Genomic DNA, 16,933 nt, shown 5'->3' with positions numbered 1-16,933 from the left:
CGATCACGACGTGATCGCCCGGAAGCCGCACGATACGGCTTCCGGGTAAGGATTTCGTGTGCGCGGACGCGGGCTCGCGAAAGTCCGCAGCCAAGACGGAATTCCGGCCGATCGCCGGCCGCCTTGGGCGAGCCCCAGGGTCAGATGACCGCAAAGTCGGACGACTGCAGCGACAGCCCCGTCGTCAGCCGGGCGAACTCGACGCCGGCCGCAGAGCCGGTACCGTCGGCATCGTAGACCAGCGCGCCGGTATTGGGGTTGTAGATGATGCGGTCGGTGGAATCGTGCGCCGCCGTGCCGGCATAGAACGCGGACGAGCTCAGGGTTCCCGTCGACCGGAGCGCGGTGAAGATGGCGTTCTCCAGCACGATGGTGTCGTCCACCACCGAGAAGTCGGTGATGTTGTCGACATTGCCCGATCCGAGGGCGGTGTTGAACACGAAGCGGTCGGCGCCGCCGCCGCCGGTGAGGATGTCGAGCCCGGCTTCGCCATAAAGCACGTCGCGGCCGTCGCCGCCGAGAAGGGTGTCGGCACCCGTGCCGCCCCACAGGCTGTCATTGCCCGTCCCACCATCAAGGCGATCGTTTCCGTCCCGGCCGTAGAGCCTGTCGTTGCCGCCGAGACCCTGGATCTGATCGGCGGCCGCGGTTCCGTTGAGCGTGTTGCCGCGGGAGGTGCCGACGATGATCGACGACTCGGGCGTCGGCGTGGGCTCCGGCTCCGGGGTCGGCGTGGGGGTGGGTGTGGGCGTCACGGTACCGCCATCGGTCGCCGGGTCGACCAGGTCGAGCTTGACGTTCTTGCTGCCCACCGTGGCCTGCATCGTGGTGGTGGCGATGCCGGCACCGGAGAAGGTGACGGTATAGGTGCCGGTCGGCAGCACCATGTCGTAGCCGCCGGCATTCATCGTCGTCGTGGTGTATTTGGTGCCGGTGCTGCTGATCGCGGTGACGGTGATGGCACCGAGGCCTTCGCCCGGATCGTAGAACTTGTCGCCATCCTTGTCGTCGAACGCGACGCCGGTGAGAAATGTGCCGGTGCCGGACTTGGCGAAGTCCTCGGTCACGAACATGCTGTTGCGGCCGCCATAATCGCCGACCTCAATACCCAGGCCGACCTCGCGATAATTGCCGTTGAGGATGTTGGCGCGGTGGCCGGACGAGTTCATCAGATTGGTGTGCAGGAGTTGCACCTCGTCCTGGTAGCCGGCCGGCGAGCGTGTCGTGGCGTAGGCGATGTTCTCGCCCCAGGCCCAGGAGCCGGTGAACGCATAGCCCGCCGCGGACATGCGCTGGCCGGCGGTGCTGCCGCCGGAGCCGGTGTGCGAGAACGTATCCGTGGCGATCATCCACGCGCTGTGGCCTTCGGCGGCTTCGTTGAGGTCGCCGTCGAACGCGAGCGGCTGGGCACCGACCTTCGCACGTTCGGCGTTGATCAATTCCAGCAGGTATTGTTCCTCGGCGCTGGGCTGCGTCATCTGTTATTTTCCCTATTCGGATATACAAAAGGTGTCGAACATCCGCGGCGTGTGGATCCGGGCTGATCAGATGCTGGCGATCAACTGTGATCAGCGATTGACTCAAACGTGTTTATTTTGAGTCGATCGGGAATAGGGAGGGGTGGCGGAACATTGACTTGTGTCCACCTTCAAAGAAAATATGCCTAACCTCGCCGCAAACCGGCGCTTTATGTCTGGGCGGTAGGAAGGTAAGTCGCGATGACTGCCCGGCGGTGCGGCTGGTGACGATCCGGGGAATGAACGAAGCGCTGAAGGCGGCGCCGGGCGACCGCGCCGCCTATGGCGATCCCGCGCTGCCGCTGGCGCCCGGGATGGTCGAAGCCATCGCGGGGTTTTTTTGCGGAGAATGATACGGTTTCCGGCCGAAGCAGCCGAAGCCGTAGGGTGCAATAGCGAAGCGTATTGCACCGCCCGCTGCCGAGCCGGCTGCGAAGGCGCTCACCGCGAAGAGGCGGAATACGCTGACGCTATTCCGCCCGCTCGCGGCAACTCACCCCTTTGCGAGCTTCGCCGCCACGCGCGGCGCGAAATAGGTGAGGATGCCGTCGGCGCCGGCGCGCTTGAAGCAGAGCAGGCTCTCCATCATCGCCTTCTCGCCGTCGAGCCAGCCGTTCTGGGCGGCGGCCATGATCATCGCGTACTCGCCCGACACCTGGTAGGCGTAGGTCGGTAGGCCGAAGGTCTCCTTCAACCGCCACACGATGTCGAGGTACGGCATGCCGGGCTTCACCATCACCATGTCGGCGCCCTCGGCGATGTCGAGTTCGGTCTCCTTGATCGCCTCGTTGCCGTTGCCGGGATCCATCTGGTAGGTGCGCTTGTCGCCGGTCAGCGTCGACTTGGAGCCGACCGCGTCGCGGAACGGGCCGTAGAAGGCCGAGGCGTACTTGGCCGAATAGGCCATGATCGACACGTCCTGGAAGCCGGCGGCGTCGAGCCCGGCGCGGATGGCGCCGATGCGGCCGTCCATCATGTCGGACGGCGCGATGATGTCGGCGCCGGCCTCGGCCTGCACCAGCGACTGGTTCACCAGCATCTCGACGGTCTCGTCGTTGAGGATGATGCCGTCCTGGATCAGCCCGTCATGGCCGTGGCTGGTGTAGGGGTCGAGCGCGACGTCGGCGAGGAGCCCGATGTCGGGCACCGCCGCCTTGATGGCCCGCATCGCGGTGTTGACGAGGTTGTCCGGGTTGAGCGCTTCCTCCGCGCCCTCGCTGCGCTTGGCCGGATCGGTGTAGGGGAACAGCGACAGCACCGGGATCTTGAGTGCGGCGGCGCGCTCGGCCTCCTTCACCGCCTCGTCGACGCTGAGGCGCTCGACGCCCGGCATCGAGGCCACCGGCACGCGGGTCTTCTCGCCATCGACGATGAAGATCGGCCAGATCAGGTCGTCGACCGTGAGGGTGTTTTCGCGCACCAGGCGGCGCGCCCAGTCGGTGCGGCGGGTGCGGCGCGGCCGGTGGACGAGGTCGAGGCCCGGCGGGGTTCGGCCGGCCGGCGCTTCGAGCGGGAAGTGATTGGCGGGTTCGATCGGGCGGCCGTATTTGATGGCCATGGCGACGCCTCCGGAACGCGGGAAAAAAGCGCGAAAGGCCTTAGCACTCCGCAACCGCCCCGGCCACAGCAAAGCCGCCGGCCGTATTTCGGCCCGGCATGCCCGGCCTGCGTGCAACCAATGTCGCGTTGACGCTGGCGCCAGGGCCTCGTTAGATCGCCGGACGGGAGGACCGGCGCAGCCCAAGCGCCGGCAATACAACGAGAAAAGCCGATGGACTTCGCCCTTACCGCCGACCAGCGGGCGATTGCCGAGGCGGCGCGCGCGTTCGCCCGCCACGAGATGGCCCCCCACGCCAAGGCCTGGGACGAGGCCGAGACCTTTCCCCTCGACACGCTGCGGCACGCCGCCGCGCTCGGCTTCGCCAGCATCTATGTGAAGGACGATGTCGGCGGCTCCGGCCTCACGCGCTTCGACGCCGCGCTGATCTTCGAGGAACTGGCGCAGGGGTGCGTGTCCACCGCCGCCTTCCTGTCCATCCACAACATGGCGTCGTGGATGATCGACGCCTTCGGCTCGGAGGCGTTGCGCCAGCGCTACCTGCCCAGCCTGTGCACCATGGACAGGGTGGCGAGCTACTGCCTGACCGAGCCGGGCGCCGGGTCGGATGCCGCCTCGCTGCGCACCCGCGCCCGCCGCGACGGCGATCACTGGGTGCTCGACGGCGACAAGGCGTTCATCTCGGGCGGCGGCGTGTCGGACGTCTATGTGGTGATGGCCCGCACCGGCGAGGCGGGGCCGCGCGGCATCTCCTGCTTCGTGGTCGAGACCGGCACGCCGGGGCTCAGTTTCGGCGCCAAGGAGAAGAAGCTCGGCTGGAAGACCCAGCCCACCGCCGCGGTGCATTTCGAGAATTGCCGGATTCCGGCCGGCAATCTGGTTGGCAGCGAAGGGCAGGGCTTCAAGATCGCCATGGCCGGGCTCGATGGCGGCCGGCTGAACATCGGCGCCTGCTCGCTGGGCGGCGCGCAGTTCTGCCTCGACCAGACCGTCGACTACATGCGCCAGAGGAAGCAGTTCGGGCAACCGATCGCCGACTTCCAGGCGCTGCGCTTCCGCATCGCCGACTACGCCACCGAGCTGGAGGCGGCGCGCCTCTTGCTCCGCCGCGCGGCGAAGGCGGTCGCCGACCGCGAGCCGAACGCAACCCAGCTCGCCGCCATGGCCAAGCGGCTGGCCACCGATGTCGGCTTCCAGGTGGTCGATGGCTGCCTGCAGCTTCATGGCGGCTATGGGTATCTGCGCGACTTCCCGATCGAGCGCGTGCTGCGCGATCTGCGCGTGCACCGCATCCTGGAGGGCACCAACGAGATCATGCGGCTGATCATCAGCCGCGGTATATTTGAAACTTGAGGAAGATGCTGACCGGCCGCGGCATGGAGCGCGGGTCTTTCCCTCTCCCCTTGCGGGAGAGGGTGCCGAGCGATCGATCAGATCGCGAGGCGGGTGAGGGGGGCTTCAAATACCCCTCACCCGGCTCGGATTTCGCTTCGCTCAATCCTCGCCGACCTCTCCCGCAAGGGGAGAGGTGAAGAAAGAGAGGCGCCTGATGGACGACGTCGCGAACAAGGCTCCCAAGGCCCAACAGTCCTCGGCATCCGTGCGCTATGAGGACGACACCTATAGCTGGGCCTTCGAGCAGGCAGCCTTGCTGCGCGCCGGGCGCTGGAGCGAGCTCGACATCGAACACCTCGCCGACGAGATCGAGGACTTGGGCAAATCAGAAAAGTGGAAGCTGGAAAGCGCCTTGCGGCTGGTGCTGATGCACCTCCTGAAATGGGATTTCCAGCCCGAGAAGCGCACCCGCAGCTGGACCCTCAGCATTGCCGTCCACCGCAAGAACGCGGCCAGGGTGCTCCGGGAAAATCCGGGCCTGAAAGGCGTGCTGGCGGAGGTGCTCGCCAATGCGTACGAAACCGCCCGGCTCGAAGCCTCCGGTGAGACCGACCTCGACCTTTCGGTGTTCCCCGAAACCTGCGCCTACGACTTCGACGCCATCATGACCCGGCCGGTCGAGTGGCCGCCGGCCGATCCTGCAGCACTCGCCGCCCGTTCCCCCGACGTTTAAGACAGTCCCGATGGATTCAGAGATTCTGTTCGAGCAGCGCGGCGCCGCCGGCATCGTCACGCTCAATCGTCCCAAGGCGCTGAATGCGCTGACCCACGCCATGGCGCTGGCGCTTGCCCGCCAGCTCGACCTCTGGGCCGAGGATCCCGCCGTTCGCTGCATCGTGGTGCAGGGCGCGGGCGAGCGCGCCTTCTGTGCCGGCGGCGACATCCGCCGGCTCTACGATCTCGCCCAGGCCGGGCGCTTCGACGAGCAGCTTGCCTTCTGGCACGACGAATATCTGCTCAACGCCAGGATCAAGACCTACCCGAAGCCCTATGTCGCGCTGGTCGACGGCATCGTCATGGGCGGCGGGGTCGGCGTGTCGATCCATGGCAGCCACTGCGTCGCCGGCGACCGTTTCCAGTTCGCCATGCCGGAGGTCGGCATCGGCTTCTTCCCCGATGTCGGGGCGACCTACGCTCTGCCGCGCCTGCCCGGCGAGGTCGGCACCTATTGCGCGCTCACCGGCGCGCGGCTGAATCAGGCCGACGCCGCCGACCTCGGTCTGGTGCGGGCGGCGGTGCGGTCGGCCGATTTTCCGGCGCTGATCGCCGATCTCGCCGCCGGTCAGCATGCCGACGCCGCTGTGGCGTCGCGGTCGTTGCCGCCGGCCGCGGGGCCGCTGCGCGACATCCGTCCGCTCATCGACGACGGCTTTGCCGGCGACAGCGTCGAGGCGATTCTCGCCCGGCTCGATGGCGCCCAAGCACCCGGGCCGGAGCTTGCCGCCACCATCCGCAGCAAATCGCCAACGAGCCTCAAGATCGCGCTCGGCCAGATGCGGCGCGGGCGGACCCTGTCATTTGCCGAGGCGATCCGCACCGAGTTCCGCATCGTGTCGCGCCTCGCCCACGGCCACGATTTCTACGAGGGCGTGCGCGCGCTGATCATCGACAAGGACAACGCGCCGCGCTGGAATCCCCCCACGCTCGATGCGGTTTCGGCCGCCGATGTCGAGCGCCACTTCGCGCCGCTCGACCGGGAGTTGCCGTTATGAGCGACATTCCGATTCACGATCCGCCGATCGAACTCGACAAGCTGGTCGAGAAGGGGGTGTGGGCCCGCCGCCTCACCATCTTCGTGCGTTCGGTGGCGGTGCTGGTGCTGATCAAGGGCCTGTTCCACTGGTCGCTGCTGTGCGGGGTCGGCGACGGCATCGGCGTGCGCTTCGAGGTCATGCCGCCGGCCTGGCAGATCGCCACCATCTTCTTCGCCATCATCGATGTTGTGGCCGGCGTCGGCCTGTGGCTGCTCGCCGCCTGGGGCGCCGCGGTGTGGCTGATCGGCGGCATGTCCCAGGTGGTGCTCGATATCTGGTTTCCGCAGATCTATGGCGGGCAGGTGCCGCTCACCATCTTCTACGCGCTGCTGCTGGTCGGCTACGTGGTGCTGAGGGTGCTGGCGCTGCGCGAGAAGCCGGACCGCTAATCCATTCCAACGACAAAAAAACCATCCACGGGAGGATACATCATGGCGAACATCGGGTTCATCGGGCTCGGCAATATGGGCGGACCGATGGCGGCAAATCTGCTCAAGGCGGGCCATCGGGTCACCGGCTATGACCCGGTGCCGGCGGCGGTGGAGCGCTTCACCGCGGCGGGCGGCATCGCGGCGGCCAAGGCCGCCGATGTCGCGGCCGGCGCCGAGATCATCGTCTCCATGCTGCCGGCGGGCCGTCATGTGCGCGAGGTCTATCTCGGGCCCGGCGGGGTGATCGCCACCGCGGCGCCCGGCGCGCTGCTGATCGACTCCTCCACCATCGACGTGGAAACCGCCCGCGCCGTGGCGGCGGAGGCCGAGGCCAAGGGTCTCGCCATGCTCGATGCGCCGGTGTCCGGCGGCGTTGGCGGCGCCACCGCCGGCACGCTCACCTTCATGGTCGGCGGGCCGGACGCGGCCTTCGCCCGCGCCGAGCCGATCCTCCAGGCGATGGGCAAGACCATCGTGCACGCCGGCGGCCCCGGCACCGGCCAGGCGGCGAAAATCTGCAACAACATGATTCTCGGCATCTCGATGGTGGCGGTGTCGGAAGCCTTCGTGCTGGCCGAGCGGCTGGGGCTCGACGCCCAGAAGCTGTTCGACATCTCCTCCAAATCCTCCGGCCAGTGCTGGTCGCTCACCAGCTACTGCCCGGTGCCCGGCCCGGTGCCGACCTCGCCGGCCAACCGCGACTATGCCGCGGGCTTCACCGCCGCGATGATGCTGAAGGACCTCAAGCTTGCCCAGGATGCCGCGGCGGGGGCCGGCGCGTCGACGCCGCTGGGGGCGACGGTGGCCCAGCTCTACGGCCTCTATTGCGGCAGCGGCGAGGGCGGACGCGATTTCTCTGGTATCATCCGTTTCCTGCGCGGTACCTGACAACCGAATAGTACAATTGCAAACAACCCGTAAACCTCGCGTCAAGGCTGGGAAATTTCACCGACTGTTCACGGTATTCTTTAAGACGAACCTTAGGCAAGGAGAGCTAGATTTGCTGTGAAACCGGGAAACACCGGTGCTTACAGCAGACAAGGGGCGTCGTAATGAAGAGTGCAGTGAAGACGGTAGAACCCGTCGAGCGACGAGAGCGAGCCCAGGAGATTCGTCCGCTCTACCTCGAGTCTCTGACGCTGGTAGAGCGACTGCATCGCCGGCTCCTTGACGTGATCAAGGACGAGTTCGATCGTCGAGGCCGCTCCGACGTCAACAGCGTGCAGGCACTGCTGCTGTTCAACATCGGAGACAGTGAACTGACCGCTGGTGAACTTCGCACCAGGGGCTACTATCTTGGCTCCAACGTGTCCTACAATCTGAAGAAGCTCGTGGAAATGGGCTATCTTCACCATCAGCGCTCGCGGATCGACCGGCGGTCGGTGCGCATCAGCCTGACGGACAAGGGCAGGGAGGTTCGCGATATCATTGACAGCCTCTATGCCAAGCACATCAAGACCATCGAGCAGGTGGGCGGCATCGGCACAGCCGATTTCGCCGGCCTGAACAAGGCGTTGCAGCGACTCGAGCGGTTCTGGACCGACCAGATCCTCTATCGGCTGTAATCGCCTTCTGATCGAACGCCTTGCGGCGAACGGCCCCGATCCGACGAGGATCGGGGCCGTTCCGTTATGGCCGGGGTCGTCTCTATGGGATTCGTCTTGGCCGGCTCTGTCTTGACTGGAGGCATGCTGCCGCCCGCCGCGTCGAATGCGCACGCCTTCAGGGCCTGTTCCGGCTTGCGGAGCGGTGCATTCCGAAAGGGCAGCAACCTCGGCCTGCAGCACCGGAGACCGGGAATCCCGGCCTGGGGAGGCCGGTTTCCGAACATGGTTTTCCAGTGCGGCTGTTTCCGGGAGGGTCAGGTGACCAATCGAAAACCGTGAGGCGCACGCCCTCGTGGCAGGGAGTCCGGCGTGCACGCACCGCGGCCTGTGCACGCCAAGGTGAAGGCCGCAGGCGGCACTCTTCGCGGGGGTCGCCCCGTTATGGCCATTTTGTTTGTTAACGAAACAAGCCGATAGTCCACCCCCGCTTCGCCCGCAATTTCGCGGGCGTCGGCGATTTCAATCCGGAGCCCGGCATCGTGTCGTCACGCGCCGACCAACCTTTTGGGTCTCGTTTGTCCGCCATCCTGTCGCCCGTTTCGGTGTCCCGCCGCGGCCTGCTGGCCGGTCTCGGTGCCGGACTTGGCGCCGGGCTGATCGCTTCGCCGGTGCTGGCGCAGGGGTTCGGCCTGGGCTTCGGCCAGGAGGAACGGAACGCGACCCTGGCCGACAGCGCCGAATGGAACCAGGGGTTCGATTCGGCCTCGCGCACCATCCTGATGCCGCGCTCGTCGCTGCCGACCCTGTCGCCGCAAACGCTCGCGGCCACCGAGCAGGCGCTGCAGGTCTATGCCGGCATCGTCGCCCGTGGCGGCTGGCCGACGGTGCCCGAGGCCGGGCGGCTGCGCGTCGGCATGCGCCATCGGGCCGTGCCGGCACTGCGCCAGCGTCTGGCCGCGAGCGGCGACCTCGATCCGGCCGCCGGCGTGTCGGATGTGTTCGATTCCTATGTCGAGGCCGGCGTTCGCCGCTTCCAGGCCCGTCACGGCCTCCAGGCAGACGGCGTGGTGCGCGAGAGCAGCTATCGCGCCCTCAACGTGCCGGCCGACGTGCGGCTGCGCCAGCTCGAGACCAATCTCGGCCGGCTCAAGGCGATGTCCGGCTTCCTTGGCAACCGCTTCATCACCGTCAATATTCCTGCTGCGCAGCTCGAGGCGGTGGAGAATGGCGCGGTGGTTTCCCGCCACACCGCCATCGTCGGCAAGCCGGACCGGCCCTCGCCGGTGCTGTCGGTCAAGATCCAGGAAGTCAATTTCAACCCGTTCTGGACCGTGCCGGTGTCGATCATCCGCAAGGATCTGATCCCCAAGATGCAGGCCGAGCCGGAATACTTGGCCAAGTACAAGATCAGGGTCTATGACGGCCGCGGACGCGAGCTCGATCCTCGCCAGATCAACTGGTACTCTGAAGAGGCGGTGAACTACCAGTTCCGCCAGGATCCGGGCGAGCAGAACTCGATGGGTTCGGTGCGCATCAACATGCCGAACCAGCATGCCGTCTATATGCACGACACGCCGCAGAAGAACCTGTTCGGCGAGGACCGTCGCTTCGACTCCTCGGGCTGCGTGCGGGTGCAGAACGTGCGCGATCTCGTCACCTGGATTCTCGCCGGCAGCCAATGGGCGCGGCCGCAGATCGACTCGGTGATCCGCTCGGGCGAGCGCGCCGATGCCAAGCCGGTGGCGCCGGTGCCGGTCTACTGGGTGTACGTCACCGCCTGGGCGACCTCGGACGGCGTGGTTCAGTTCCGCGAGGACATCTACAACCGCGACGGACTGGGCGGCCAGATCGCCGCGGACCACTGAGGACGAGTGGGGCAGCGCCGGCCGGGGCGGGGGCCGTGTGCCCGGCCAGCGTATCCGGGTTGCGGAAGGCGACATGGCCGAGCGCGAAGTGCTGTTCGAATTTTCCCGGATGGGCGCCTATGTCCGGGTGGCCGCCATTGATGCCGAAACCGGCATTGAGGTGGTGGTGATGGCGCCCGCCGCCGCCGCCCGCGCCGACCTCGAACGGCTGGCGATGCAGAAGCTTCAACGCCGGCTTGCCGCAGGTTAAGACGACTATCCGCGCGTGCGGGACGATCTTCGTCGGCGGATCGCAATCAAACCTGCCGCATGACAAGAGCTCTTCGCTCCGCGTGCTTGCGGGAATCGCGGGGCGATTATCTGCGGGCGAGGAAAATTTGTATCCGTAATCTCTGCACTTCAGCAGATATGGTTGCCCGCGGCCAGGAGTATTGCCGGCGGAACGACAAAGCTTCGGCTTGATCAGCCGGATTCCGTCTCACGTCATCGCTTCCGCAGCGGCGGGTTCCGGTCTTGCCGGGCATGCTCTGGTGCCGGGCGGCGGAAACCCGGCGCATTCGAGTCGCTGTGCTTGTCGCACTGCTGCGCTATACTACCGCCGCCGTTGCGGAGGGATTCGGCATGACATACAGCTTCAAGGGCAGAGGCATTCTGTGGGAAGAGGGGCGAGGACCGGTCATCTGGTGGCCGATCAACTGGTTCTGGTTCCTGGTGACCAATTTCCAGGAGGAGCGCCGTCAGGCCGCGGAGGAACGCGCCGCCGCGCTTGATGCGGCGAAGACGGAGACTTCTCCCGTCAAGGCGGACGAACCGGCCGCCGCAGCCGTGGACCCGGCCCCGCCTGTCGAGACGGCGGCTGAGACGATCGTGGTCGAGCCGGCCGTGTCGGAGACGGTCGAGGCGGTGGCCGAGACGACGGTGGTGACCGTCGTTGCGGTTGCCGAGCCCGCCATCGAGGAGGCGCTGCCGGCCGAGTCCGCTACACCGGCAGCGCCGGCGGAGCCTGCGCCCGCCGCCGAACCGGAGGCGAGCGAGCCGGCCGAGAAGAAGCCGTGATGCGGTTTCCGGCTGATCAAGCCGGATAACCGTATCCCGACAGCCGGAAATCCCTTTTCGAACAGATGTTTCGGAGAAGCGGTTTCCGGCAGAGGTGAGGTTTGATGTCACACGGTGTCCGGCATCATGGCCGGACGCCGTGTGAAATCCGTGAGGCGGCGATGTCGCGCAAGATCGACGTCCCGGTCAGCGAGGTGCGGCGCTTTCTCGAACCGGGCCCGGTGGTGCTGGTGTCCTCCGCCGATCGCGGCGAGACCGACATCATGACCATGGGCTGGCTCACGGTGATGGAGTTCACGCCGTCGCTGGTCGGCTGCATCATTTCCGGCGCCAACCACAGCTTTGACCTGATCCGGCGCAGCAAGGCGTGCGTGATCAACCTGCCGACCGCCGACATGGTCGACACCGTGGTCGGCATTGGCAACACCACCGGCGCCGAGATCGACAAGTTCGCGCATTTCGGCCTGACGGCCGAGCCGGCCGCGCACGTCGCTGCCCCCCTCATCGCCGAGTGCCACGCCAATTTCGAGTGCCGCCTCGTCGATGGCTGTCTGATCGACACCTACAACTTCTTCATTTTCGAGGTGGTGAAGGCGCAGGCCGCGGCGCGACCGAAGCACCCGGAAACGCTGCACTATCTCGGTGGCGGCGAATTCATGGTGTCGGGCAGGATCATCAGCCGGCGCGCGAAGTTCCGGCCGGAGATGCTGTAGGGAAGGGGCGGCCACCGGCCGGCGGGGCCGGTATCGCGCCTCCCGTCGCCGACGCAATTCCGGTTTCATGGCAGCGGCTTGCGGCGAAATCCGGATTCTGAATCGCAGCGGCTTACAGCGACGTCCGGATTCGGAATCGCAACCGTGCTTTCGGACCCTGCATCAAAGAAGGATGCTCGTCTCGGAGAGCGTGGTGACGCCGGTGAGGCGGATCTCGAAATCGGCGGTGCCGTCGCCATTGATGTCGCCGGCGAGCAGGCCCTCGGTGAACCGGAGCTGGCCGGCCGTGTTCGAGAAGTCGTCCTCGCCGATGAACACGAATGTGTTGTTGCCGCGCAATTTGGTCATGGCATCGATCAGGTGCAGATCGATGATATCGTTCTCGGCCGTCGAGAAGTCGCAGATGGTGTCGGCACTGTCGTTGCAGCCCATGTCCTTGATGGTGCGGAAGACGAAGGTGTCGGCACCCTCGCCGCCAGACAGGGTGTCGACCCCTGCGCCGCCTTCGAGGATGTCGTCGCCTGCGAGGCCGTCGAGCACGTCGTTTCCGGCGGCGCCGGAAAGCTTGTCATTGCCCGTGCCGCCGGTGATGACATTGGCCGACGCATTGCCGGTGCCGATGAAGGCGTCCGAGCCGGTATAGGTGAGGTCTTCGAGGTAGGCCCTGAGCGCATATTTGCTGAGCGAGGTGGTCACCAGATCGGTGCCGCCATCCTTGCGCTCGGTGATCCTGTCGCGCGTGCTGTCGACCACATAGGTGTCGTTGCCGGCGCCGCCGACCATGGTGTCGTTGCCGAGGCCGCCGTCGAGCGTGTCGGCGCCGTCATTGCCGGCCAGCGAGTCGTTGCCGGCGAACCCCAAGAGCGTGTCGTCGCCGGCGCCGCCGGTCAGGATGTTGGCGAGTGCATTGCCGGTGCCGGCGAAATCCCCGCTGCCGATGTAGGTCAGCCGTTCGAGATTGTCGCCGAGCGTGAAGGCGGACAGCGTGGTGCGCACGAGATCGGTGCCCTGGCCGATCAGCTCGATCACCTGGTCGCCCGCATCGTCGACCGCGTAGATGTCGTTGCCGGCACCGCCATACATGACGTCGGCGCCCAGGCCGCCATCCAGCGAGTCGTTGCCGGCATAGCCGTAGAGCGTGTCGGCGCCGTCGCCGGCCATGGACTGGCCTGCGACGGTGACGGTGGTGCTGATGGTGTCGCTGCGTTTGGAGCCGAAGACGGTGACACCGGTCTCCGACTCGTCGGTGGTGGTTGTCGTGGTGGTGGTCGTGGTCGGGTCGGAGAACAGGCCGAGCAGGAAATCGTAGACGCCGTCGACGAAGCGCGCGAACTCGATGCCGGCCAGCGTGTCCACCCCTTCGCCGGAGACCAAGTAGCAGCCGCCGGAGATGGAGATCGTGTAGGCCGCGAACAGGCCGGAATAGAGCGCGGTGTCGGTGCCGTCATTGCCGGTCAGCGTGTCGTTGCCGGCGCCGCCGGTCAGCGTGTCGTCGCCGGTGCCGCCCGTGAGCTGGTCGCTGCCGTCGCCCCCCAGGAGGATGTCGTTGCCGGCGCCGCCGTCGAGGATGTCGTTGCCGCCGAGGCCGGACAGCGTGTTGCCGAGGCTGTTGCCGGTGAGGCGGTCCGCCCCGCCGCCGCCGATGGCGTTCTCGATCCAGGCGCCATAGGCGATCGACAGGTTGCAGGTCATCATGTCGCAATTGGAGAAGGAGCCCGGCGTCAGGTCGATGGTGCAGGAATAGCTCCAGCCCGACAGGTCGATCGTGTCATTGCCGGCGGAATCGTAGATACACAGCACCGGATGCTTGTTCTGGGTGAAGTCGAACACCCAGGCGTCGGCGGTGGCATTGAACCCGTAGGTGGTGTTGCCGACCCGCGTGGTGGTCTCGGCGCCGTACATCGCCTGGATCGTCAGGATGTCGTACAGCATCGGCGTCTGGGCGTAGTAGGTCCTGCCGTCGCTCGCTACCCAGTCGGCCCCGGTATTGTCGGCCGTGAAATACGACATGATGCTGTACATCTGCGAATCCTGCATGAAGAGTGCATCGTTCGCATAGGTCGGCGAGCCGCCATTATAGTCGCCGGGGTGGTCGAGCCCGAGCGCATGGCCGGTTTCATGGACGTAGGTCTGGAACCCCCACTGGCCGACCGTGGGCGAGACCAGATTGTTGGTGCCGGAATTCGATCCGTAATTGGAATTGAACCAGACCGAACTGGCGCCAGTATAGCTGCCCGGATAGTAGGCGTGGGCGTAGCCGATATCGGTTGTGGTATTCGAGTATTTGATGGTCGCCGCCGCGCCGTTGGACGTGTAGGCGAAGTCGGTCGTGATCAGGTCATCCCACAGCTTGATGGCGAGGGTTGCGGCGGTCTGCTGCGCGCTGGTCAGCGCCGAGAACCCGGTCTTCTCGGCGTAGGGAAACCAGCTTGCGCTGGCCGGGAAGCCATAGGTCAGGCTGCTTCCCGACAGGTGGTAGCCGCTGTCGAGCTGAGCGATGATCTGGGCGTTCGTCCAAACCGCCTTCGCCATAATGCGTTCTCCTGGACCCGTGTAGGCAGGCGGCATGATTCCGAAGACGCTTTAAACAAACTGTGTATTGATCGCTAAAATACCATCTACCCATGACGGTTCTTTGGCGGTCGGAGACGGTTGAGGGCGAATGGCGACACGAAATCCAACGCCGCATGGCACGGTTTTATCGCTTGGCCACAGATATCCCCGCTGTCGAACAGGGATATCTGGCGAGTCTGTTTCCGGCGATCGCGAGGTAATCATTCGGAAACCATATGAAACGTCAGTCTGGCACCTGCAGCCAAACTTGCGAAAGCTGCCGGGGCGATACGGTTTCCAGCTTGATCAGCCGGAAACCGTACGATCCACGCCGGCTGACATGGCATGCTTGCGCGCGCCCACCGTGTACGCCGCCGGGCTTGGCCCGGCGGTGCCAATGGGAACGCGGTGGCGTCGGAAAAGAGGGCCGCAGGCGGGATGGTCAGGTGTCGGGATCGCCGGGCCAAGCCCGGCGATGGTGTGGAGTGTACCGGCCACGGCTTCCGGGGCCACAGCCGCTGATCCATGCAGGCTGAGATCAAAGCGTCCGCCTAGTTCAATCAGGTCGGCGGACACCCTCTAGCATTCTCCGCAAAAGCGGAAACCGGCTTCGCGAAAGAGAACGCGACAACTCAAGGGCTTAGAGCGTCCACTTGGTTCAATCAGATCGGCGGACGCGGCCTTAGACGGCAAAAATAAAGCCGCGCAGAGGGGCGCGGCGGAACAAACAGCATCCGGCTTCTCGGCGGGCGCGACGGAATTTCGATAACTCTAAAACTGCTGAATTCCAGTGGCCAAAAAATAAAAGCAGGATTTCCGAAGTCCGCATATTAGCGGATTCGGAAATCCCGCTATCGTCTCAGGTTTTGCAGGACAGCGCTGGTCCGACCTTCAGTCCAACCTGCGTCACTCTGCTCAGGCCCTGCTACGCCGACCTGTGATCAACGATAGAGCAGCGCGATCCAGATGGTCGGCATGCCAAGGATTCCGAGCGGAACCCAGAGATTCCAATCGGTGATGCTCGGCACCACAGCGCCATCGGCAGCGAAGTAAGCAGAAGCGAGCGTCGACGTGAGGACGACCGAAAGCGCCCCAATAACAGCTGATAGTTTCATCTTTGGTCCTCTCATGAAGGGGCCCAGGAATGCTTACTTCCTTTTCTGCCATGCCTCGCGGCCGGTGTTATCTTCCGCCGCCAGTCCATTCACCTTACACCGATCGGGGCAGCGGTGTCGTTGCGAATGAGAACGGAAAAGGCTGTCGCACCTCCGAGCAAGATGACTCTAGCGCTTCTGGCGACGAATGCAATGGTTGGATCGGCGATTGAGGTTACGAGAAACTGCCGATCACCAGCCCGTCACATGCGGTCCGAACTCGTGGCGGGCAGACTTTTTCGACGGCGTGGCGGTATCCGCCGGAAACAATCCGGCCCCGCGCGTCCTGGGGTCGGCGGCTGCGAAGCCGCATGCGGCAAGGGTTGCCCTGCCTCGGCGGCGACTCGGCGGCCGCCGGCGGCGCTCCCCGGCCTGGGCACGATTGTGCGGAGCCTAGCGGCGGCAGCGGCAATCACCGCAACCTGCATGGGACGTACTACTTATCTGCCTGCTCTGCCGATCGAACGGTGCCTGGGGAGGGCCGGTGGGCAGGGTCCGGGCAGGACGCAATGCAACCGGTCGAGCTTCCGTTTCGAGAGTGCTCGCCGCGAGAGCCGGTCCCAACGCATCGGCCGCAGGCTGGCCCGTAGGTCATAATAGAATCAACGTATCCAAAGGAACGCGGAGACCAAGAAAGACGAGAGAAGAGGACAAAGAGACAAAGAGGAGGACAAAGAGCATGAATCAAAAAGCTGCCACGGACCCAGGGCCGTGGCAGCTTAATGAAGCAGGATTTCCAAGAGCACCGTGGCGCAATTGGAAACCCTGCAAAACGTCAGGTATTACAGAACCGCGCTGGACCCGCGAGGAGCCCAGCCCGAGATGTTCTGTTCAAACCCTGAGCCGCTGGCGCGTGCTCAACGATAGAGCAGCGCGATCCAGATGGTCGGGATGCCAAGGATTCCGAGCGGAACCCAGAGGTTGGCGTCGGTGATGCTCGGCACAGCAGTGCCGTTAACGATAGCGGCAGACGCAGCCGTCGACGCGAGGATGGCCGAGAGCGCCCCAATAACGAACGAAAGTTTCATTTTTGATCCTCTCCTAAGGAGCTGAGAGTGTCCACCCCTCCCATACTGAGACGGCTGGCACGGCCAAACGCCTCAGTTCATCCGTTCCACACCGGTCGGGGCTGCGGTGTCGTCACGGATGAAAATGGAATAGGTTGTCGCACCCCCCAAGCGGCGTGACACTACCGTTTCTGGCGCCGAATGCAATGGCCGGCATCGCCGCCGAACACCGTGAAACACGGGTCAACCCGGCCGTTTCGACGGAATTTCCGGCGGCCGGATTTCTGCCTCAAGGCGGCAAGCAGCCTTGTTGTGGAGAGAGGGTGCTCTGCTGCTGCGGCGCTGGGCCGCGCCGGCGCGAGAAGCGGGGATTCGCTCACGAC

15 protein-coding genes are annotated in these 16,933 nt (G+C 65.3%); 10 read left to right on the top strand and 5 right to left on the bottom strand.

From position 1 onward, the window contains the following. Positions 1 to 140: 140 nt before the first annotated feature. Both F1193_RS09230 and hemB read right to left on the bottom strand, forming a co-directional pair. Positions 141 to 1,478: a CAP domain-containing protein gene (locus tag F1193_RS09230; RefSeq protein WP_150097392.1), complete on the bottom strand. Its 1,338-nt coding sequence runs from the start codon at positions 1,476 to 1,478 to the stop codon at positions 141 to 143. 532 nt (positions 1,479 to 2,010) lie between these two features. After that, entirely contained in the window at positions 2,011 to 3,075 is a 1,065-nt protein-coding gene (gene hemB / locus F1193_RS09225) for a porphobilinogen synthase (protein WP_150097391.1), read from the bottom strand. Positions 3,076 to 3,288: 213 nt separating this feature from the next. On the opposite strand from hemB, the gene F1193_RS09220 reads away from it, so the two are divergent. The 10 genes from F1193_RS09220 to F1193_RS09180 all read left to right on the top strand — a co-directional run bounded on the left by F1193_RS09220 (position 3,289) and on the right by F1193_RS09180 (position 11,836). Then, positions 3,289 to 4,428: an acyl-CoA dehydrogenase family protein gene (locus tag F1193_RS09220; RefSeq protein WP_150097390.1), complete on the top strand. Its 1,140-nt coding sequence runs from the start codon at positions 3,289 to 3,291 to the stop codon at positions 4,426 to 4,428. 196 nt (positions 4,429 to 4,624) lie between these two features. Next, entirely contained in the window at positions 4,625 to 5,143 is a 519-nt protein-coding gene (locus F1193_RS09215; RefSeq protein ID WP_150097389.1) for a DUF29 domain-containing protein, read from the top strand. A gap of 10 nt (positions 5,144 to 5,153) precedes the next feature. Then, positions 5,154 to 6,182 (top strand): enoyl-CoA hydratase/isomerase family protein, encoded by a 1,029-nt coding sequence (locus F1193_RS09210; RefSeq protein WP_150097388.1) that lies wholly within the window; start codon positions 5,154 to 5,156, stop codon positions 6,180 to 6,182. Continuing rightward, positions 6,179 to 6,613: a DUF6163 family protein gene (locus F1193_RS09205; RefSeq protein WP_150097387.1), complete on the top strand. Its 435-nt coding sequence runs from the start codon at positions 6,179 to 6,181 to the stop codon at positions 6,611 to 6,613. Before F1193_RS09210 ends, F1193_RS09205 begins: the two co-directional genes overlap by 4 nt. Positions 6,614 to 6,655: 42 nt before the next feature. Further along, a complete protein-coding gene (gene mmsB, locus F1193_RS09200) occupies positions 6,656 to 7,543 on the top strand; it encodes a 3-hydroxyisobutyrate dehydrogenase (protein ID WP_150097386.1) in 888 nt (295 codons plus the stop codon). A gap of 164 nt (positions 7,544 to 7,707) precedes the next feature. Then, positions 7,708 to 8,220 (top strand): transcriptional regulator LdtR, encoded by a 513-nt coding sequence (ldtR, locus tag F1193_RS09195; protein ID WP_126399721.1) that lies wholly within the window; start codon positions 7,708 to 7,710, stop codon positions 8,218 to 8,220. Between the two features lie 557 nt (positions 8,221 to 8,777). Beyond that, the gene (locus F1193_RS09190) at positions 8,778 to 10,067 is read left to right on the top strand and encodes a L,D-transpeptidase family protein (protein WP_425457226.1); all 1,290 of its coding nucleotides are present in this window, start codon (positions 8,778 to 8,780) and stop codon (positions 10,065 to 10,067) included. A gap of 73 nt (positions 10,068 to 10,140) precedes the next feature. Further along, the gene (locus F1193_RS17075) at positions 10,141 to 10,317 is read left to right on the top strand and encodes a DUF6898 family protein (protein ID WP_170263484.1); all 177 of its coding nucleotides are present in this window, start codon (positions 10,141 to 10,143) and stop codon (positions 10,315 to 10,317) included. Between the two features lie 371 nt (positions 10,318 to 10,688). Then, positions 10,689 to 11,123, top strand: coding sequence for a hypothetical protein (locus tag F1193_RS09185; protein WP_150097385.1), 435 nt, complete (start codon positions 10,689 to 10,691; stop codon positions 11,121 to 11,123). Positions 11,124 to 11,284: 161 nt separating this feature from the next. Next, complete coding sequence (locus F1193_RS09180) at positions 11,285 to 11,836, top strand: flavin reductase family protein (RefSeq protein WP_150097384.1); 552 nt, start codon at positions 11,285 to 11,287, stop codon at positions 11,834 to 11,836. 162 nt (positions 11,837 to 11,998) lie between these two features. Here F1193_RS09180 and F1193_RS09175 read toward each other — a convergent pair whose 3' ends face one another. The 3 genes from F1193_RS09175 to F1193_RS17065 all read right to left on the bottom strand — a co-directional run bounded on the left by F1193_RS09175 (position 11,999) and on the right by F1193_RS17065 (position 16,571). Further along, on the bottom strand, positions 11,999 to 14,368 hold the full coding sequence (locus tag F1193_RS09175; RefSeq protein ID WP_170263482.1) for a M10 family metallopeptidase C-terminal domain-containing protein: 2,370 nt from the start codon (positions 14,366 to 14,368) through the stop codon (positions 11,999 to 12,001). Positions 14,369 to 15,330: 962 nt separating this feature from the next. Next, positions 15,331 to 15,504, bottom strand: a complete 174-nt coding sequence (locus tag F1193_RS17070; RefSeq protein ID WP_170263480.1) for a hypothetical protein — start codon at positions 15,502 to 15,504, stop codon at positions 15,331 to 15,333. Between the two features lie 896 nt (positions 15,505 to 16,400). After that, positions 16,401 to 16,571, bottom strand: coding sequence for a hypothetical protein (locus tag F1193_RS17065; RefSeq protein ID WP_170263478.1), 171 nt, complete (start codon positions 16,569 to 16,571; stop codon positions 16,401 to 16,403). Positions 16,572 to 16,933: the final 362 nt, after the last annotated feature.

The organism is Blastochloris sulfoviridis, from assembly GCF_008630065.1.
GTDB classification, from domain to species: domain Bacteria; phylum Pseudomonadota; class Alphaproteobacteria; order Rhizobiales; family Xanthobacteraceae; genus Blastochloris; species Blastochloris sulfoviridis.
The sequence above is the reverse complement of the archived record's forward strand: the minus strand, read 5'-3'. Positions and strand labels throughout refer to the sequence as shown.